The 19,635-nt window shown below is 41.4% G+C and carries 14 protein-coding genes and 1 pseudogene; 8 read left to right on the top strand and 7 right to left on the bottom strand.

Translation table 11 applies throughout. The features are described 5' to 3' along the window. Window positions 1-225 (bottom strand): hypothetical protein (locus I8751_RS19330; RefSeq protein ID WP_214440739.1); only part of this gene is annotated, 225 nt, incomplete at its 3' end. Between the two features lie 37 nt (window positions 226-262). Between I8751_RS19330 and I8751_RS19325 the strand changes: the two genes are divergently transcribed. The 8 genes from I8751_RS19325 to psb35 all read left to right on the top strand — a co-directional run bounded on the left by I8751_RS19325 (window position 263) and on the right by psb35 (window position 11,276). Further along, on the top strand, window positions 263-1,708 hold the full coding sequence (locus I8751_RS19325; protein WP_214440738.1) for a hypothetical protein: 1,446 nt from the start codon (window positions 263-265) through the stop codon (window positions 1,706-1,708). A 15-nt stretch (window positions 1,709-1,723) separates the two neighbouring features. Then, window positions 1,724-3,298 (top strand): c-type cytochrome, encoded by a 1,575-nt coding sequence (locus I8751_RS19320; protein WP_214440737.1) that lies wholly within the window; start codon window positions 1,724-1,726, stop codon window positions 3,296-3,298. 135 nt (window positions 3,299-3,433) lie between these two features. Beyond that, window positions 3,434-5,377 (top strand): cytochrome P450, encoded by a 1,944-nt coding sequence (locus I8751_RS19315; RefSeq protein WP_225894262.1) that lies wholly within the window; start codon window positions 3,434-3,436, stop codon window positions 5,375-5,377. After that, window positions 5,377-6,306 carry an alpha/beta hydrolase gene (locus I8751_RS19310; protein WP_214440736.1) on the top strand — a complete coding sequence of 310 codons (930 nt, stop codon included), beginning with the start codon at window positions 5,377-5,379 and terminating at the stop codon, window positions 6,304-6,306. The genes I8751_RS19315 and I8751_RS19310 overlap by 1 nt, the downstream gene beginning before the upstream one ends. A 62-nt stretch (window positions 6,307-6,368) precedes the next feature. After that, window positions 6,369-7,319, top strand: coding sequence for an N-acyl homoserine lactonase family protein (locus tag I8751_RS19305; protein WP_225894261.1), 951 nt, complete (start codon window positions 6,369-6,371; stop codon window positions 7,317-7,319). 23 nt (window positions 7,320-7,342) lie between these two features. Continuing rightward, on the top strand, window positions 7,343-9,565 hold the full coding sequence (locus I8751_RS19300; protein ID WP_225894260.1) for a family 1 glycosylhydrolase: 2,223 nt from the start codon (window positions 7,343-7,345) through the stop codon (window positions 9,563-9,565). Between the two features lie 228 nt (window positions 9,566-9,793). After that, on the top strand, window positions 9,794-10,849 hold the full coding sequence (gene fni / locus I8751_RS19295) for a type 2 isopentenyl-diphosphate Delta-isomerase (RefSeq protein WP_214440735.1): 1,056 nt from the start codon (window positions 9,794-9,796) through the stop codon (window positions 10,847-10,849). 193 nt (window positions 10,850-11,042) lie between these two features. Beyond that, window positions 11,043-11,276 carry a photosystem II assembly protein Psb35 gene (psb35, locus tag I8751_RS19290; protein WP_225894259.1) on the top strand — a complete coding sequence of 78 codons (234 nt, stop codon included), beginning with the start codon at window positions 11,043-11,045 and terminating at the stop codon, window positions 11,274-11,276. A 53-nt stretch (window positions 11,277-11,329) separates the two neighbouring features. Here psb35 and I8751_RS19285 read toward each other — a convergent pair whose 3' ends face one another. The 6 genes and pseudogenes from I8751_RS19285 to I8751_RS19260 form a co-directional block, all read right to left on the bottom strand. Continuing rightward, entirely contained in the window at window positions 11,330-11,752 is a 423-nt protein-coding gene (locus tag I8751_RS19285) for a tellurite resistance TerB family protein (protein WP_214440734.1), read from the bottom strand. Between the two features lie 58 nt (window positions 11,753-11,810). Continuing rightward, the gene (locus I8751_RS19280) at window positions 11,811-13,160 is read right to left on the bottom strand and encodes a 16S rRNA (cytosine(967)-C(5))-methyltransferase (RefSeq protein ID WP_214440733.1); all 1,350 of its coding nucleotides are present in this window, start codon (window positions 13,158-13,160) and stop codon (window positions 11,811-11,813) included. Window positions 13,161-13,561: 401 nt separating this feature from the next. After that, a pseudogene (locus I8751_RS19275) lies at window positions 13,562-14,065 on the bottom strand (DUF2887 domain-containing protein); the annotation flags it as partial. Window positions 14,066-14,089: 24 nt separating this feature from the next. Beyond that, the gene (locus tag I8751_RS19270; protein WP_214440731.1) at window positions 14,090-15,505 is read right to left on the bottom strand and encodes a glycoside hydrolase 100 family protein; all 1,416 of its coding nucleotides are present in this window, start codon (window positions 15,503-15,505) and stop codon (window positions 14,090-14,092) included. Window positions 15,506-15,873: 368 nt separating this feature from the next. Next, a complete protein-coding gene (locus I8751_RS19265; protein ID WP_214440730.1) occupies window positions 15,874-17,322 on the bottom strand; it encodes a glycoside hydrolase 100 family protein in 1,449 nt (482 codons plus the stop codon). 1,043 nt (window positions 17,323-18,365) lie between these two features. Then, window positions 18,366-19,046, bottom strand: coding sequence for a tetratricopeptide repeat protein (locus I8751_RS19260; RefSeq protein WP_214440729.1), 681 nt, complete (start codon window positions 19,044-19,046; stop codon window positions 18,366-18,368). Window positions 19,047-19,635: the final 589 nt, after the last annotated feature.

Genomic DNA, 19,635 nt, shown 5'->3' with positions numbered 1-19,635 from the left:
TACTCGCTCACGAGTCTTTAATACTCGCTCACGAGTCTTGAGTAAGTAGAAACAAATAAAAAATTCAACCCACAAGGGGAAATAGAGGAACAGTGTTTCGACACTTCGACATGGGTTCGGCTGCGCGGCAGTTGAGCGTAGTCGAAACTCAATACAAGTCAGTGCATCGCTGACAACTGACAACTGACAACTGACAACTAACACCTGACAACTAACACCTGACAATCAACCCGCATAGCGTTATTAAACAGAATAAAAAAATATGACCGAAATTAATCAACTACTTACTGAACCTCTAGCATCTGGTTTAAAAGAACTATTTCGCTATCCTCTCATGGAAGCGATCACAGAACGACGCACACGTAGATTAGCTCGTGGTGCTTCTGTGAAGGCAGGGGAACTCAGCCATACCAGCCAAAATCAGCCAGATCCCCTCACTCCCCTAGAAGAAGCAATTTTGATTGTGGCTACGGGGATGACTGGGATCACAACCCACGATGGCCCTTTGGATAAACCAGAAGGTGGCAAAGAATTGGGGACACCTTTTCTTAATATTGTTGGTCGTTCTGCAAGTAGCGCCGATAATTCCCAAGCCACATCATTTTTCATGATCAACGACGAAGGTATTTGGTTGATCAAAAAACTCAAGGGTCGTGAAGCTTTAGCAGATTTAGGTGACTTACCCCCCAAATGGGAAGATTGGTCAGAAGAACATTGGCTGAAAACTGCTGCTGCTGCCAAACATCAAATTAGCGATCGCCGGCTCGATTTTCCCCGAATTTATCCTTACTATCTGGGCTGGAACAAACAAATTTCTAACCTTCCCGGCACAACCCTGTTTTTCCCGGTTGTCGATTGCACTCGTCAATATATTAATGTCCTGCTGATCTTGCTTTCGGAACCAGATGGTCAAAAACCTTTATTTATTGACGATTGGCAAAAGTTTCGTCCCAAGAGTTTATCAGATTGGGCAGCTTGGGTAGGAATGCACTTAGGGTTAAGTCCCAAAATTCCTTATCAACCCATTGGTGGTATTGAACGAGTTAAAGGTGGTTTTGTCAATCCCAACAACACCGTTCCCTTAGGACTCGCCCAAACAATGCGGACTGAGCATGAATGTTTCTTTATTTTGCAAAATTTAATGCTCATCGGTCAGGCAATGGGTGTTGGGGGCTGGGTACATGGCTCAGTTTTTCAGCCTTACATTCTAGAACACAACCCAGCCAAAGAATGGTATGGTCTAGGGTTTCGCATGGAACCACCAACTCCCAAGAGAAGTATTTGGGCACCACCACCCGCTACTCAACCCAACCCTGTAGGTATTGATGGCGTATTGGAAGGGCTTTGCCCACCATATATTCAATCTATGGATGAAGCCGTCGATCGCGTTGTTGAAGAAAAGTACGGTAGCCAAGGAGCTTATGGAGACAAGGATGTCTTTGCCCGTTCCTATAAATCCAGGTCAAGTGCCGAAGCCTTCTTGAGAGATGCTGCGCCCCATTCCCCAGAAACGATTCAGTACACCAAAGATATCTGCAACTATATCTATGAAACCTACGGTCGCTTCCCTGCTCACATTGATGCCTTCTTTGTTCCTGGCATCTGGCTTCAGTTCAGCCACCTAGAGTTAGAGTACTACCAAAAATACTACGATCCGGCTTTGTTCCGTCGCCAAGCCCAGCACGATGAAATTTGGGGCAATCACTAAGTATCAAAGGAAAATATGCTCAAAATCATTAGGGTTGCCGCCATATCCCTCATCTCTATCTTGCTGGTAGCGACCTTTGGGTTTTTGTACATCGAATCAACTTGGGCAAAACCTGTATTCAGAACTCCCCAAGAAGCATTTATTCACGGCAGTATTGGTACTGAGTTAGCACCCCTACCAGTGATGCAAGTCCTGCCTGACATATTCCCCGATCAATTTCAGCCAGCAGGCAAAGAAGCCGGAGATTGGGTTGAGCAATTCGGATTTATTCACAGCAAACCGGGAGAAAATGAAGGATTGCCAGTGGGTTTTAGTATTTCCAACTTTCAACCACAATCGGGAAATCCTTCGCCTGTCAAGTTTGTGGGCTTTAGCTGTGCATTGTGCCACACATCCGAAATTAAAAGGTTTCCTGAAGATGAGGGTGTGATAGTTACAGGGATGGGGAGTACTTCCTTAGATTTGTTTGCCTGGGTAGACGCATTCAAAACAGCAATTTTGGACGAAAAGCGTTTGACTGTAGAAAACGTTGCCGAAGCTTATGAAACTAAGTTCCAAAAACCATTGGGAATTTTAGAAAAAACCGTAATTAGTTTTTGGTTATCAACTGCCAGAGGTCAAGTACAAGCTACACTTCCCAAATGGGATGCCCCGTATAGTGGTAAAGATTTAAGAAATTCTCAGTTAGAACCTATTGGCCCTGCCCGCACCCAACCATTTAAAGAGTTGGTACATTTTGTCATGGATCGCCCCGCCGCTTTGGATAAGTCTTATTCCAAATTGCCGTCATTGTACGAACAAAAAAATCGTGACTGGGCGCAATATGACGGCAGTGTTAAAGACCGTCTCAGTCGTAGTGTACTTGCTGCGATCGCCGCAGGGGCAACTCCGAATAACTTAGTAGTGCCAGAAATTTCGCATAATGTCACCCAAGCTATTGAATATACGCTGGATTTGAAAGGGCCTAAATATATCGAGGTATTTAAAGACCAAGGCATTCAGCTTGATCCACAAAAAATAGAACGTGGTCGTGCTGTCTTTATGCAAAGTTGTGCTACTTGTCATGGATATCGCAACTTGGAAGATGATACTTGGGTGAAAGGAGAACTTCAGGGTCTAATTACGCCCATAGAGGAAATTAAAACCGACTCCGAACGAGTTAACTATCGTTACTATCAAGAATTGCCGGATGCTGTTGATAGTTTTTTCCCTAAAGATCATCCCTTAAAGCCTAAACGAGAAAACCTCAGACCAGGGCCTTTAGGAGATACTAAAGGTTATATTAATGCTCCTTTAGAAGCAGTTTTTGCTCGTGCGCCATATTTGCATAATGGCAGTGTGTTGACTTTAGCAGAGTTAATTAATCTCAAACCTCGTCGAGAAATTTTTTATCGCGGAGAAAATCTTTATAATCCGGTTGATGTTGGTTTGGTTTCACCAAATAAAGCTAATGATCAACATTACTTTAAGTTAGATACTCGTGTTCAGGGTAATTCTAATCAGGGGCATGATTACCCTTGGGGTTATCAAGAAGCTGGGTGGAATAAGGAGGATTTGGAGGATTTGTTGGAGTATCTCAAGACACTTTAATCTCTGTGTTCTCTGTGGTTTAAAAAACATTTCATCGCAGAGGCACAGAATTAAAGAGGTTATAGCTAATTTCAGGTTGATGAATTATATCTTTTTTATCTCACGCAAAGGCGCAAAGGCGCAAAGAAGAATGCAATGGGAATATTTAAGTTTAAAAGAAATGTTTCTTTGGCAGCGTTTGCTAATACTTTTTTATTTTTTGGAATTATTCTGATTGCTGCTCTGTTGGCTGCGGAGTTAAGTCCGAATTTGAATTTACATCGTGCTATTTATTCGTTTTGGGCTAGTAGTTTGCTATTAATTCCGGCAATTTATTTATATATATCGCTGGGTAAGTTAGCTAAAGGTAGCAATTATTGGTTCTTGCTGTGGAGTTTTAGTTTTGTAGCTTATTTGGTGCATTTATTTTATGAGGTGTTTGTAATATCTGGCAATGTCAAAGAAACTTTTGTCGCTGGTGGAACTGCGATCGCTACTGGTAAGTTAATTCTCGGCTTATGGTGGGGATTAGATGTCGCCACAGCATGGTTTACTGATTCTTCAGCAAAATGGATACAAATCGAAAGAATCGGTATCAATATTTGCGTTGGTTTGAGCTTTCTAGTTGTCTTGATTTTTCAAGCAGGATTGGCTCGCACTTTGGGCATGATTTTAGCGATCGCGATTGTGGTAGCTTTATTGGTGCGATGTCTGACGACAAGCCGCTATGCGTCTACGCAAGATCCTTTAAATAATCAAAATATTGAAGATTTAGCACCCGGTTCTTTTGGTTTACCTTTGGTAGGAGAAACTATTGCTCTGGCTTGGGATAACCATAAATTCTATCGCGATCGCTTGCAAAAGTATGGTTCTGTCTTTAAAACTCACTTGTTTGGCAAACCTGTTATTGCTTTTATTGGGCCGGAGGCTTTTACCTTTTTCTTAGACCAAAAATATTTTACCCGTGAGCAAGCTAATCCCCAGCCGATTCAAGAATTGTTGGATTGGGAATCTTTACCGTTATTGGATGGCGAACGACATCGCGATCGCAAAAATTTGATTCTTCAGGCTTTTACTCCCCAAGCTTTTGACAAATATATTCCCCTGATAGAAGATGTTGCTACTTACTATCTCAGGCAATGGGAACAGTTAGGTAGTTTTGCTTGGATACCTGAATACCGCAAACTCAGCGCTTCTTTAACTAATGCTTTGTTTACCGGGGGAGTACCGGGGCCAACTAGTGAAGTAGTAGGGGAAATTATTGAAACCTTTGTCAAAGGTTTTACCTCTGTACCCATTAACTTACGGTGGAATGGCTACGGAAAAGCGCTACAGAGCCGGGACAAATTGCTGGCTTTAATTGACAAAGCGATCGTTCAACATCGTCAGCAACCTCAGCAAGATATGCTGGGTATTCTTTTAAACACGCGCCGTGAAGATGGTAGCAGTCTCACTGATGAACAGCTACGCCGTGAAGTACTACATCTGTTCTTTGCGGCTTATGGAGGTATTTATATCTCGTTAACTTTTCTGTCGATGACTTTGGCTCAACATCCAGAAATGATGATGCTTGCCAGAGAAGAAGTCAATACACATGTTCCTCATGGCTCTTTGAATATGGAGCGATTAAAGGATTTGGTGTATCTCAAAAAAATTGCTTACGAAATCCGCCGCTTTTATCCAATCAATGCTGCTACTTTTTTCGCAAAGGTAACGCAGGAGTGTGAATTTCAAAACTACCGCATACCTAAAGGTTGGGGTGCAGTCGGCGGGATTCATACCACTATGCATCTACCCCAAGTTTTTCCTGAACCGGAACAATTCAAACCCTGCCGTTTTGCTCCAGAACAGTTTGCAGCTTTGCCCCAAAACAGCTATGTACCACACGGTGGAGGCGCTCCAGATAGCCACCGCTGCCCTGGAGAAGACTTGATTACTGTACTAATCAAAGTCATAGCAGTGCATTTGCTACGTAAGTATAACTGGGAATTACCACCGCAGAATCTGGAATTGAATTGTAATTTGTTTCCCATTCCCCAGGATGGGTTGAAGGTAAATTTTGGCTTGAATAAGGAATTACTTGAGAGGAAAGCAGTGTAATGAATATCTTAATTTGGCTAATAGTAATTGTCTTATTACTGTATGCATTTGTAGTAGTAAATTCTGCACGGTTGTTGATAAAACCCAAGCGGCAACAACTTTGGACTAATCCTAAACAAGAACTAGGGTTAGGCTACGAAGATATAGAGTTTCCGGCTCAAGATGGCATAATGCTGAGTGGCTGGTTCATTCCGGCAATGCAAATGCCAGCAGCAACTGTGATTATGGTACATGGCTGGCCTTGGAATCGCATCGGCACTAAAGCCAATGACTTCTTAGGAGATTTACCGGGTAGTAAGGCGATTAACTTGTTGCCATTTGCCAAGGCCTTACGCGATCGCAACTACAATGTACTGATGTTTGACCTCCGCAATCATGGTCACAGCAGTGCCAAGATTCCCCTAACCTCCGGCTGGTTAGAAAAGCGTGATTTATTAGGAGCCATTTGCTACGCTAAGAGTCGCAACGAAGTAGACCCCAATCGCATCGGGACTATTGGGTTTTCTATGGGAGGCAACACTGTAGTATTTACTCTTCCCCATAGTACAGATATTAAAGCCGCCGTCGCCGTACAACCAAATACCTCGGCAGTTTTTGGGCAACGTTATCGCGCCGATAAATTCGGCCCTCTCGCTCAACTATTTGGGTCATCAGTGGAAATACTTTATCGTTTATCGGGCGGGCCAAGTACTGCTTTTATCGAACCTGCTCATGAAGCAGCCGGCTCTCGTGATATTCCTGTGCTTTATGTGCAAGGTACAGGCGACAAATGGGGCAGTGTTGCTGATGTTGCCAACATGGTGGCATCCACGCCCAACGCTGTAGAGCCGTTATATCCTGAAACCGATCACCGCTTTGGTGGCTATCAATATGTCATCGATCAACCGGATAAGGTACTCGCCTTCTTCGATCAGTATTTGGGTAAATAATTTTGTAGTTAGGGCTGAAGCCCTGGTTTTTTCAGCACTAAAGTGCTTACTACAAACTACTAATGGTCTGTCAAATTCATTTTGATGGTTGGCGAGACGCGATAAATCGCCGTCTCTACAAAAAATTTATTCGTCACTTATTTATTGACAGACTAACAGTGACTGTTATAACAGGTGTAAAAATGCGGATTCACGCTGTTCAAAGTGGACTTGTAACCATCAAAACCTGCCAGTGTTATGGCAAAGGTCATGGTTCTATGCGTCTGGTAAATACTATTCTTGACCGCAATTGGACTGAACCTTTACCCATTTATAGCTGGGCAATTGAACATCCAGAAGGAATTATTTTAATCGATACAGGTGAAACCGCACGCACTTTGGAACCAGGTTACTTTCCTTGGTGGAATCCTTATTTTCAACTGAGTATTAAACCATGTTTGCAACCAGAAGATGAGGTAAATTTTCGGTTGCGTGCTTTGGGTATAGAACCAAATGATGTCCGCTGGGTGATTCTTACCCATTTACATACAGACCACATAGGCGGTTTGCATCATTTTCCTAATGCAGAAATCATTATTTCTCGTAGAGAGTACGAGCTAACTAAGGGTTGGCGCGGACAATTAAGAGGTTATTTAACCCAGCGTTGGCCAGAGTGGCTAGCCCCTACGTTAATAGAGTATGAATCCCGCCCTATCGGGACTTTTCTAGAAAGTTTCACCCTTACAAAAGCTGGAGATGTCAGCTTAATTCCTACAGAAGGTCATACTGGGGGACATTTATCGGTTTTATTACAAATTGATGGACTTTCCCTATTTTTTGCCGGTGATGCTTCTTATACTCAGCAACTAATGTTGGATCAGATTATTGATGGTGTTGCTCAAGATGAAGACAAATCACGGCAGACCTTAAAGCAAATTTTACAGTACGTCCAAGAATTTCCTACAGTTTATCTTCCGAGTCACGACCCTAGTGCAGCTCAGAGATTAACAGCACGAACTATTGTTTCAGTTTAATTTTTTGACAAGGAGTTACCTCGATGACAAACACACCAATAAGCGATCGCCTCTCACCTTTACCCGAATCATTTATGTTCGGTGTAGCTACGGCTGACCACCAATGCGAAGCCTACGATTCCCGCTATGAAGACATTCGGGATGTGTGGGAACGTCGCCGCGCTCTCACAATTAGGGGTCAAGCCACTGATTTTTGGCATCGCTACGCTGAAGATATCGCCTTAGCACAGTCCCTTGGTTGCAAGATGTTCCGTTTTTCCATCGCTTGGTCGCGGGTAGAACCTGAACCCGGTAAGTTCAGTGAAGAGGCCTTTGAACATTACCGTCAAGTGATCGAAACCATTCGATCGCACAATATGGAACCAATGGCCACTCTGCATCACTTCACCCATCCCATCCATGTAGAAGCACGGGGTGGTTTGACTGGCCCAGAATTTCCGTCAATTTTCGCCAGTTATGCCAAAGAAGTTGCTCAACGTTTAGGGCCTTTGGTGCGCTACTGGATTAGTTTTAACGAACCCAGTCAATTGATCTACGGCTATGTCAAACCTTGGTGGGAAAGAGCTTACTTTATGCCACCCGGTTTAGACCGAGGCGCTACTATTGCCGATCAGATGACCGCAGTTCAAAAACTGATGCAGAATTTGTTTTTGGCTCACACTAGAGCTAGAACGATTCTCAAGCAGGCTAACCCAGATGCCCAAGTGGGGGCAAATCCTATGCTGTTGGGTTTACCGCTGTGGTTGCAAAAACTGGTTGATCGCAACGTTACTAATCTCCGCCGTCCCGAAGACTTCGTTGCCCAAGGAAAACGTTTTAGTGAGCGTGCTTTATTAGAAAAAGGGCAAGTTGATGTAGTAATTGCTACTTTGACGATGACACAGGAGCGACACCAGCAAGTGGCTTTTTCTGAGACTTACTATCAGGCGGGTCAATTTCTCTTGGTGAAATCAGCCAGCAGCATTCAGCGACTTGAAGATTTAGACCGCAAACCTGTAGCGGTGGTTAAAAGTACTACTGCTGAATCTGCTATCAATTGGTTAATTCCCGCAGCCAATGTCCAAGTAGTGGATAACTATGATGATGCCCTTAGAGCGTTGGACTATGAGCAAATCAGTGCCATCCTCGCTGATGACACAATTCTATTAGGAACTGCGGAGCAATATCCAGGAAAGTATCGGCTCGTGGGCAAAAACGGTGAGGGACTGACTGAAGAAAACTACGCTGCGGCTGTAGCCAAAGGCGATCGCGAGTTACTGAATGCTGTAGATATAGCAGTCCGAAACTTTAAAGAATCTGGTGCTTGGGCTGCTAGTTACGCTCGTCATTTCCCCGGTCAACCTGTGCCAGAACCGCCCCGCATAGGCAGACGATCAACTCTAGCTGACATTACAAATCAAGCTGGGGGACAATCTTTAGTATCTAACCAGCCTTTGCCCAAGCCTCTGCTGCGTAGCATTCAAAACCGGGGTTATTTGATTGTAGCCGTCAAAGATAATGTGCCTGGGTTTGGTTATTGTGACCCGAAAACAGGTGAATTTAGCGGTTTAGAAATTGATTTAGCTCGTGCTGTAGCCCAGCAAATTTTCGGTGATCCTAGTAAAGTGAAGTTTCAAGCGGTTACAACTCAAGAACGCTTACCAATGCTGCGATCGCTTGTGCGAATTTTTGATCCCATATTTAAGATTTTCAGTGCCCTTTCATCCTCTTTGACCAGTAATTGGTGGCATCTCGGCATGGCTGGAAAATTACCAACATTCCTCTGTCCCCAAGAGTGTGTCGGTCAGCAGGATTTTGTTGGGTTTGATTACTATTGGGGCATCAGCAATTTGCGACTTAACCGTATTCAGCAGTTAATGGATGCAGCTTTCGGACGTTTCGGTAATGCGCCAGTTTGGTCTGGGGTACTCTACGATATGCTCAAATTCCACGCCCAATTGTTTCCTGGCAAGGAAATTATGATTGTTGAGAACGGCTGTGTTGAGATAGCTGATAAGGTCGTCAAACGCGAAGAATACATTCGCCAGCATATCCAGCAAGTGCAACGCGCTCGTCAAGATGGTGTAAATGTGGTGGGTTATGTTTCTTGGTGTATTACTTCTAACCGTGAATGGGGTCTGAAGTTTGGCCCGGATAGCGATTTTGGGTTGTATCACGTTCAACTAGATCATGATCCAGAATTAAAGCGTCAGCCCAGCGCTGCGGCAACTGTATACCGAGATATTATCAAAAAAGGTGGTGTCTAAACCTTAGTTGGCACAGTCTATCAGAAAAGAAGGGGTAAGGGGTAAGGGGTAAGGGGGAAAGGGTTTGTTTTTTCATTCTTTACCCTTTAGCCCTTTCTCCTGTCGGAGACGCTGCACGTAGCTTGCTTAAGCGTAGGGGTACCTACGGTGTACACACAGTTCCCAATACAAATCTCAGGAGGCTATCCGGGTTAAGCTGCCAATAACCAATCGCCAAGGAAAATTATTATGACTAATACCATACCATCAGTCAATGCTGTAACTGAAATTGAGACTCGAAAAGCCGACCACCTACGTGTCTGTTTAGAGGAAGATGTCCAGTTTGAGCAGGTAACTAGTGGATTTGAATACTATCGCTTTACTCATGATTGTCTTCCTGAAATCAACCGCAGTGATATTAATCTGCAAACAACCTTTTTGGGCAAAAATCTCGGCGCTCCCCTGCTGATTTCTTCCATGACAGGGGGAACTGAATTAGCACAACTAGTCAACACTCGTTTAGCAACAGTTGCTCAACGCTATCGATTAGCAATGGGAGTTGGTTCCCAACGAATTGTAATTGAACAGCCTCATTTAGCTCCTACTTTTGCCGTGCGTTCTTTTGCTCCTGACATTCTCTTGTTAGCGAACTTGGGAGCTGTGCAATTAAATTATGGATGTGGACTTGACGAGTGTTTGCATCTTGTAAACTCCTTGGAAGCAGATGCACTAATTTTGCATCTTAACCCCCTGCAAGAATGTGTGCAATCACGAGGAGATACAAATTTTCGGGGGCTGTTGAGTAAAATTGCCCAGCTTTGTCAGCAATTACCCATTCCTGTTGTTGTCAAAGAAGTGGGAAATGGAATTTCTGCGCCAATGGCACAAAAGTTAATTGATGTAGGAGTTTCGGCCATTGATGTTGCTGGAGCCGGTGGAACTTCATGGGCAAAGGTGGAAAGCCAACGCGCTAAAGACAACAAGCAGCGCCGTCTGGGACAGACTTTTGCTGATTGGGGTCTACCAACCGCAGAGTGTCTTACCTCCATCCGCACAATCACGCCGACAATTCCCTTGATTGCTTCTGGCGGGTTAACTAACGGATTGGATGTAGCAAAGGCGATCGCTTTAGGAGCTGATTTAGCAGGTTTAGCCCGACCTTTTTTAGAAGCAGCCACCAAATCGGAAGCCGCTGTTGATGAGTTAGCTGAAGTTCTAATTGCTGAACTCGAAACAGCTTTATTTTGTACTGGCAATGCAACCTTAGCAGAACTAAGAAGTTCTGGGGCGTTGCAACGTATATAAACGAGTAAGTATAACGGCGTAAATATTAGTAGTTGGGATGAGGCAGAACCATAATACATCAAGCCAAAATTATACTATTTGCATCTTCTATTCCCCATGTCAGATCAAGAGTTTCAAACTTGGGGGGGATGTAAGTGATACGCTCTTTTTATAGGGTCTTAAGTAGAGCGCTTAAATTTAGGAGAATATACTCATGCATTTACATTTATTCATGCAAGCAGCAGATTCAGTAGCAACAGGTGGTGGTCATTTTCCTTTGTCCTTCACTTTGGTGTATGTAGTTGGCTTTATCGCAGCGGTAACTATTGGTTCTATCGCTTGGTATAACTCTAAACGTCCTGCTGGTTGGGAAAGCAAAGAGCGTCCTGACTTTGTACCTAAGGTTGAAAAAGAAGAAACTCCGGGTCTGGGTGAACCGAAGTCATAAACAGTCAATAGTCAATAGTCAAAATTTTTGACTTTTGACTCTGGACTATGATTTTAATTTTGAACTTCAACCCAACGACGATAAAGCTTTTGAATTTGTCTGAGCAACGCAGTGTAAGCTGATTGGTTAGACTCATTCAGCTTGGCTAACTCTTGTAATTTAGTTAAGAGTCTAGCTTCTTCGGTCGCCACTTCCCCATCACTATAGATTAGGCCACTGATAGCTTCAATGAGATTCTCGCAATCTTCAATGCTGGGGCGATCGCCTAAATATTCTTTCACCCACGCATAACACTCCTTTGGCTGCACTGGAACTAGTTCGTACAGCCAAGGTTTGATCTCTGGATCAGTAGCCAAACCCTTAGCTTGAGCGATCTCGCGCAGATATTGCCGTTCTTCTGGCTGGATTCTGCCATCAATCCAGGCGGCTCCAATCAGAATTTTAACTAAGTTTTTTACATTGGAATCAGTAACCATTGCTGCCTCCTCTGGTAGATTCGGGGCCTCCACCAAATCGTACAATCCTAAACAGTATTCATTCGGAATTGTTGGTTTTTCTTAAGCGCACCATAAAAAAGCCATCCATGTCTTGGTGATGAGGCCAAACCTTGAGCCAGCCTTGTGGTGTAGAATAGCCCCAGTTAGGAGAATCCCTCTGAGGAGGCTCAATTCGCCAATCAGGATTATTCGCTAGAAATGCGGAAATTACACCTTCATTTTCTGCTGGATGCAAGGTGCAGGTGGCATAAACTATTACACCATCAGGTTTGACAAAATTAGAGATATGTACAACAAGCTCTGTTTGTAAAATCGCCAGTTCCTGGACAGATTCTGGTGTTTGTCGCCAACGTGCGTCAGCATGGCGATGCAGGGTTCCTAAACCAGAGCATGGTGCATCTAATAAGACGCGATCGCCTGCATGATAAAATTGTGGCAAGTTGCGGCTGTCGCCAGTACAAATTTCAATTGAATGTAAATTCAGCCGTTGGGTATTTTCTTGGAGTTTGCGAAGACGTGAAGAAGTGCGATCGCACGCCCAAATTTTTCCCTCATCCTTCATTAATTCTGCTATGTGGGTTGTTTTACCTCCTGGCGCTGCACAAGCATCAATTACGACTTCACTTGGTTGAGGGTCGAGTAAATAACTCACTAATTGAGCGCTACTATCTTGTACAGACCACCATCCCTCTTTGAACCCAGGTAAATTTTGAATTGGCCCAGTACTACTAATTAATCGTAAAGCTTGGGGTAAACGGGGAATACGCCTCACTAAAATCCCCGCAGATTGTAAAGCCGCCTCAACTTCTTCTAAATTAGTACGCAGGGGATTAACTCTCAGGTCAATTGTAGGTGTTTGGTTCATCCATTCACATAGTTTTTCTGTCTCAGCAATCCCAAGTTGTTCTAACCACACTTGAACAATCCAGTCTGGAAAGCTGTGTAAAATACCCAAGCGTTCTACCGGGTTTTCTGGCAAATCTAAAGGATCTGCTGATTTGTCTGTAAGACGAATGTACTGCCGCAATAAACCATTTACAAAACCTGTAAGTCCAGAAAAACCATTTTCTTTAGCTAGTTGGACAGTTGTATTAACAGCAGCCGAGGCGGGAATACGTTCTTGATAACGCAGCTGATATAAACCTAACTGTAGAATGCTGCGGAGATCTTGGGGCTGTTGGTGGGATTTTTTAGTGGCGAGTTGGTCGATTAGAGCATCAAGGGTGCGCTGCCTTCTAACGCTGCCATAAACTAATTCTGTCACTAAACGGCGGTCAAGATCAGGCAACTTAGTTTTTTGTAGTACTCTATCTAAGGCAACATCAGCATAAGCGCCTTTGTGAACATCTCGCAGGACGGTAAAAGCTATTTGACGGGAGTTTGTCATAAAAATATTTTAAGCTATCAAATTTTAGTTCTCTTGTTGAAGAATGAGATTTAAAATTTCTTAAATCACTTACTAGTCTAAAAATTTTTATTATTGTTTTAAATCGGGCTCTTTTCTCTTACTAAAAGAACATCTAGTTCGCTACATTCAAACTAGCGATGGCATTATTGGACAATCCAAATGAGCAGATTGGTTGAAAGAGACAGAATACCTTTGGGATAACTATACACGCTACAAGATATTTTCCGTTATCAATCCAAGTGAGTGGCTAACGCAATCAATTGCTAGACTCCAAGTAAAAATTGAAAATACTGAAAGCTTACCAGGATTTTCTAGCCAAGAATAAATTATTTTTCTCTTAAAATTTTATTAAAAAATGTGATGATCTTAAAGGCAATAGATTAATTGATTCGCGCCTCCAGCCAAGCCTGCAAATCAGCCATACTCGTAAAATCCAGCAGTGCTTCACCCAACTCTTCCAATATTGGCAGTGGCAAACCCAAAACCAAAGAACGCAACTCCTGGGGCAATTCTCCAAACCGCTTACTTAACAGTCGAGTAACAAAATTAACAGCCTCTTGTTGCCGTCCTTCCTCCTTAATTTCTCGATAAACCCTCGTTTCCTTCAACGTAATGTCTAACATTGCTTCTATCTCCACTCGACTCAATTGCTCAAACCGATAAGTCATGATGGTGGTTACTATCTCAATTATCGCACGACTGCCTGATAACGATAATTCGGTACGAGTCCGACTCAACAAGTACCGGGCTTGTTGGGGTACTTCTTCCTCCTTGACAGTCGTTAACACCATTGCTGCTACCCACAAAGGCAGAGAACAAATATCTCCCAATTCATCCAAATATACCCGATGCACTTGCTCACTATTCAACAATCCCCGATGTGGATTTGAGGAGTATTGTGTTTAAAATTACAACTCGCAAGCTTGAGAAGCATTCTCCAAATCAAATTGGCCAAAACTAATTAATTCTAAATGATTGGGGTTTCGCATCAGTTCTTTTGCCAATAAGAATCCAGTGATTGTCCAGGTTTGGCATCTCCTAGCTTCTTTACCAATTAGCAAGCCTCTGGTACCATCATAATATTCTGGCCATTGATCTGCACCAAGGCGTTTTTGAGCCATTTCAATGGCGCGTTTCCCAATATCTGTTCTACCTGTTTTTTGAGCAGCAGCAATTAACGACCACATTAAGACTGGCCAACTGCCACCATTATGGTGTGACCAAGGTATATTTTTGGGGTCGCATCCTGTAAAAATTCTGTACTCTTCTTTTTCTACAGCCGGGAAACAGATTTTCATGGGCATTTCCCCTACTAAATCGTCCCATTGTTCCTCAATGAGATTCATAATTGCTTGTGATTGCTGTTCGCTGGCTAGCGAAGACAGAATCGCCATCATATTTCCCAGTGCGAAGAAACGAGTATCTAGCTGTGACGGCCCAACATTACCTGCTAGATAACCACCATGTTTTGGCAACCAAATAGCCAAGTTAGCATAGGGAATTGAATCTGGATAGATATTAAATTGATTGGTTGCTAAGTGTCCATATTCTTCACCTTTAAAGCGATAAATTACATTCAATCGCTTCATATCTATCCAATAATGATGACGAATATGATCTCTTAATAAAGGTAAGCGGTTATCAATACCAATGACAATTTCTTCATCCCCTGCACAAATCAATAACTTACGAGCAGCCCGCAATGCCGTGTAGAATAAAGCTTGGATTTCTAAAGGATATCCATAAATACCCATACGTCGGTAAATCATGCAAGCTCCATCTGGAACTAACAGCGTCGGGTACATATCAAACCGAGTTGCTAGGCATAGTTCCATAATTAACATGATGCCTTGCTGAAATTCCGGTTGTAAGGCAAAATTTATATCTTTTGTGGCTTTTACATAAGCGTGCAATATAATAATCCACCATAGACAAGAATCAACCGATGTAACTCTAGCGATCGCATGTTCACCGAAATCTGATTCTAAATATTCTTGGTCGTTTGTTGATACAACTTTGAAGCTTGCAGGTATTAAACCTTGAGTAGGCCTATAAGCATTAAATTGACTTTCTACAGGTTGTAACTTTAAAGTTTCTGCCAAAAAGTTACGGACAATATCATATCTGCCTTTGATCAAAAAAAGCAAGGCTGAAGATACAAAATCCCTGACAAAACAATGATCATAATTCAACGCTACTTTTGAAGCATCACAAGCAGCTACAGTTCCTATGGGGCGACCTTGATAGTAAATAATCGACTTTTCTAATAGTTTCCATGCTTGTTCTTCTAGATCATCAGATATTGCTAATTCCTCTCTTTCCATTGCGAGAAACACTCCATTTAAATTGGATTTTAGCAGTAGATGATACTTTGGTTTGTCTCTTCTGCTTCAATACTTGTTGATTGGTTAACGAATAAGATAGATACTGAGCTTTTTGCCACACTCGATTCAGCACTATATTCCATCATCCATTCTCTCAGGATAACCCAAGTTTTTCACTTCTCTCATTTTACTTTATGATATATTTCTGAATTTTTTACAAAGAGCGATCGCAAAAATGTAAAAAGCCCTATGTAATTACAAAAGGGCTTTTAAAATATTGTTTATCCTGGACAATTTTTACAGTTTTAAGATAGTTGTAACTGCGATTATTTCAACCATTTTATTCACCATGAATCCCGCTAATTTTGTTATCGAGACATGTATGGATCTACACTACCAATTTCAAACTCACAAGCTCTAGAAACTGCTTCTGGGGGTAACTCATCAAAACTGACTAATGGTAAATAACTAGGATTAGCTATTAATTCTTTTGCTAATAAATACCCAGTAATTGTCCATGTTTGATATTTTCTAGCTTGTTTACCAATTAGTCGTCCCTTCTTACCATCGTAGTATTCTGGCCATTCATCTTCGCCGAGGCGTGCTTGAGCAATTTCAATCGCCTTTCTGGCCAAACCTGTTTTATTCGTTTTTACAGATGCAGCTGCCAACATCCACATTAAGACTGGCCAACTGCCGGCATTATGATAAGACCAGGGTATATTTTTGGGGTCACAACCTGTGACAATTCTGTACTCTTCATGTTCCAAAGCAGGAAAACAGATTTTCATTGGCATATCCCCCACCAAATCATCCCATCTTTCCTCGATGAGAGTCATAATCGCGTGAGACTGTTCTTCAGTAGCAAGGTCGGAAATGATAGCCATCAAGTTACCCAGCGAAAAGAAGCGAGTATCTAATTGAGATGGCCCCACATTACCAGCTAAATAACCACCTTTGCGAGGTAGCCATTTATCTAATTCATAATAAGGAAGAGAGTCTACATATATATTGAATAGATTAACTGCGGTTTTGCCATATTCTTCACTCTTGAAGCGATAAATTGCATTTAGGCGATTAATATCTATCCAATAATGCTGGCGAATATGAGCGCATAAAAGCGGTAAACGGTTATCAATTGCTGCCACAATATCTTGATTACCTTTACAAATCAGCATCTCACGAGCAGCGCGTAGTGCCGTGTAAAATAAAACTTGAATTTCTAAAGGATGACCATAAATACCCAAACGACGGTCAATCATACAAGCGCCATCTGGAACCAACAGGGTTGGGTACATATCAAACCTGTTCGCTAAACAGATTTCCATGATTAACCTGATACCGTTTTGAAATTCAGGTTTATAGACTATAGAAAAATCTTTGGTGGCGATTACATAAGCACGCAATAAAATAATCCACCATAGACAGGAATCAACAGGTGTGACTCTGGCGATAGCGTGTTCACCAAAATCTGCTTCTAAATATTCTTGACCATTAACTGATACAACTTTGAAACTAGCTGGTATTAACCCTCTACCAGGTTTGTAGGCATCTAATTCCCTTTCTTTAGGCTGTAATTTTAAGGTTTCTTCGAGAAAATTACGAACAATATCTGTTCTACCTTTAATCAGAAAAATTAAAGCTGAAGACACAAAATCTCTGATAAAGCATTGGTCATAATTTAGTGCCTCTACAGATGCATCATAGGCTGCTACAGTTCCAACAGGACGACCTTGATAGTAGAGAATTGACTGCTCTAGCGCTCTCCATGCTTGTTCTTCTATATTTTCATCTGTTAGTAATTCATTTACATGCATTGTTGGAATAACTCCATTAAATGTGGGTATTTGCAGTAGATAGATGCGCCTGTAGTCATTATTTTTGCTATTTTCAGCATAACAAAAACAATTTTTTGAAGAATCAAGAAGATTCTGGCAACAAAAAACTTAAGCTGATAAAATTTATGCAGCTTAATTTACATTTAATTTGGTTTTAATCAATAACCCTTTAAGTGAATTGCAGCTAGCTGTTTTTTCACTTCAAGTAATTAGATATTTTTTAGAAACAGTCACACCAGATATATTCTTAGACGATTCATTGTTCCGTTTCTATGCCCGAAACTTTGCTTTACCAAACAAAAATATATCTCCGGTACTGTTTCAGGTTTTGGTGAAGTTTAAACCCATCCCGGTAGATTTACTTAATGAGGATTTAGTTTTTGAGATACAAATTGATTATTCCCCTATAACTTAATAATTTATAACGTTTTTTCAGAATATGCAATACGACTGCTTACTAAATTTAAGATGTCAATACTTCTAAGGGAGTGATATTTTATCTTACTCACCAATTAAAAGATGAGATTTTGGGAGGAAATTTAAAAATACCGATTCACGAAACCTAAGCTGGATATAAGTTTACATCCCATTGCTGAAAACAATGAAATACAATAAACATGAAATATAAAGTATCTTTTGAAACATGAATGTGATTTAAGAAAATAAAATTGACAAACATTGATAATACTCAAGTAAATTTGAGCAAATTCATTAAATCTAAGAATTAATAGAGTTTAATAGCCTAATTTAGCAAATTGACCTTTTATTTATGATTTTTTGATGAAAATAACTGGAATATGATTTCCGGCAAATTATGATGCGATCGCAATGCCAAGTAGAGCTATATTCTGAATCTTAGAATAAACAGATGCGCGATCGCCAATGAAGTTAAGAACTACAGGATGCAGCCTCAATTAAATTTATCAGTTGGTTTTGGAATTGCTTTAAAACGAAAAATTTGGGTACTCCTCAAACCCACATTCCACTTCTGACTAACTAATAAAACGCTAATTAAATTGGTTTTACCCGCCTAACTCTCGCAGCATGGCATCCACCCTAGCCATTCCATCCGAGTCATTCTGTTTTTGATATAAGACACGAGCTTTTTGCAGCACGCTACTTGCTTGTTTTGTTTGTCGTCGCTGTTTATACATTGAAGCCATAAACTCATAAGTTTGGGGATTGTTCTTATCGAGGCTAATTGCCTGTTCATACGCCCAGTTAGCTGCTGTATAGTCCCCCATTCGAGCTTGGGTTACACCCAATCCCAAATAGGCATTGACATGATTGCGATTTAGCTGTATTGCACGACGATAAGCTTCCTTGGCCCCAGGTGTATCGCCCAAATTACCTTTGATATAACCCACAGCATAGTAAAAATCGCTATTGTTGGGGTTGATGGCAATAGCACGACGATAAGAGGTTAGTGCCCCTTGGAAATTTCCTTGTTGCGCGTATAAGTAGCCAATCCCAGAATAAATTTTGGCATTCTTGGAATCTATAGTAGCGGCTTGTTGATAAATAGCGATCGCGCCGTTATAATCACCAGCATCTACTAATCTACGTCCTTCTTCTAACATTTCCTTCAATTCAGGATTTCTAGCTTGTGCCACTAGAACCTGAGCTTGAGCTACCGAGGGGATAGTAGCAGAATAACATCCTAGTAACATGACACTAACGATGAGTGATATGCGTTTGTACACAGTAAATTTCCTGAAATATTAAAGAACTTTTTTTCTTGTACATTAAAACAAAAATCTTGATTTTTGAAAACTGTATTTATTCCCTTTTTTGAAGATATTAATAAACCGTAAATTTCGATACCTGCTAACAGTACAACAACGCTAGAGTTTATACTGAAGGGTAGATTCATCAGTATAAAACGTTAAGTATACTCCCCACTTGCGTCTATAAATTGCCAAAAGATGACTTTTTTATTCAGTATTTTTCACATTTTCTTGCTGATGTAGAGAAATAGTAAGTTTTTCTAACTACGTAATATCACTTGCTCATCTACTACTTACGTATCCAAATTACCAATTCGTTCTCATTCCATATCTTTGATTTTGTTGTGTTTATAATCTAAATCAGAGCAATCCCAAACACAAAATGTCTCTTAATTCGCTGCACTTTATTGAAAAGGATATTTTCTTTACAAAACTTCAAAATATTCTCAGAAACTACATCAAGAATTTAATCACAGATTCAGACAGTTAAGACAGTTAAAACACTGATATTAAATGGTTAATGGTAGAATGAGCAGATATTTAGAAGAAGGCAGTAGGAAAGAGG

Source organism: Atlanticothrix silvestris CENA357, from assembly GCF_016056295.1.
GTDB lineage: Bacteria > Cyanobacteriota > Cyanobacteriia > Cyanobacteriales > Nostocaceae > Atlanticothrix > Atlanticothrix silvestris.
Note: the sequence above shows the minus strand (reverse complement) of the source record. Positions and strands in the feature narration are given on the sequence as shown.

What these genes read in the sequence shown, in the direction of transcription:
- I8751_RS19305 (WP_225894261.1), top strand. Translation starts at nt 6,369, where the DNA reads ATGGTCTGTCAAATTCATTTTGATGGTTGGCGAGACGCGATAAATCGC.
- I8751_RS19270 (WP_214440731.1), bottom strand. Translation starts at nt 15,505, where the DNA reads ATGGAAAGAGAGGAATTAGCAATATCTGATGATCTAGAAGAACAAGCA.
- I8751_RS19280 (WP_214440733.1), bottom strand. Translation starts at nt 13,160, where the DNA reads ATGACAAACTCCCGTCAAATAGCTTTTACCGTCCTGCGAGATGTTCAC.
- I8751_RS19300 (WP_225894260.1), top strand. Translation starts at nt 7,343, where the DNA reads ATGACAAACACACCAATAAGCGATCGCCTCTCACCTTTACCCGAATCA.
- fni (WP_214440735.1), top strand. Translation starts at nt 9,794, where the DNA reads ATGACTAATACCATACCATCAGTCAATGCTGTAACTGAAATTGAGACT.
- I8751_RS19320 (WP_214440737.1), top strand. Translation starts at nt 1,724, where the DNA reads ATGCTCAAAATCATTAGGGTTGCCGCCATATCCCTCATCTCTATCTTG.
- I8751_RS19315 (WP_225894262.1), top strand. Translation starts at nt 3,434, where the DNA reads ATGGGAATATTTAAGTTTAAAAGAAATGTTTCTTTGGCAGCGTTTGCT.
- I8751_RS19325 (WP_214440738.1), top strand. Translation starts at nt 263, where the DNA reads ATGACCGAAATTAATCAACTACTTACTGAACCTCTAGCATCTGGTTTA.
- psb35 (WP_225894259.1), top strand. Translation starts at nt 11,043, where the DNA reads ATGCATTTACATTTATTCATGCAAGCAGCAGATTCAGTAGCAACAGGT.
- I8751_RS19285 (WP_214440734.1), bottom strand. Translation starts at nt 11,752, where the DNA reads ATGGTTACTGATTCCAATGTAAAAAACTTAGTTAAAATTCTGATTGGA.
- I8751_RS19310 (WP_214440736.1), top strand. Translation starts at nt 5,377, where the DNA reads ATGAATATCTTAATTTGGCTAATAGTAATTGTCTTATTACTGTATGCA.
- I8751_RS19265 (WP_214440730.1), bottom strand. Translation starts at nt 17,322, where the DNA reads ATGCATGTAAATGAATTACTAACAGATGAAAATATAGAAGAACAAGCA.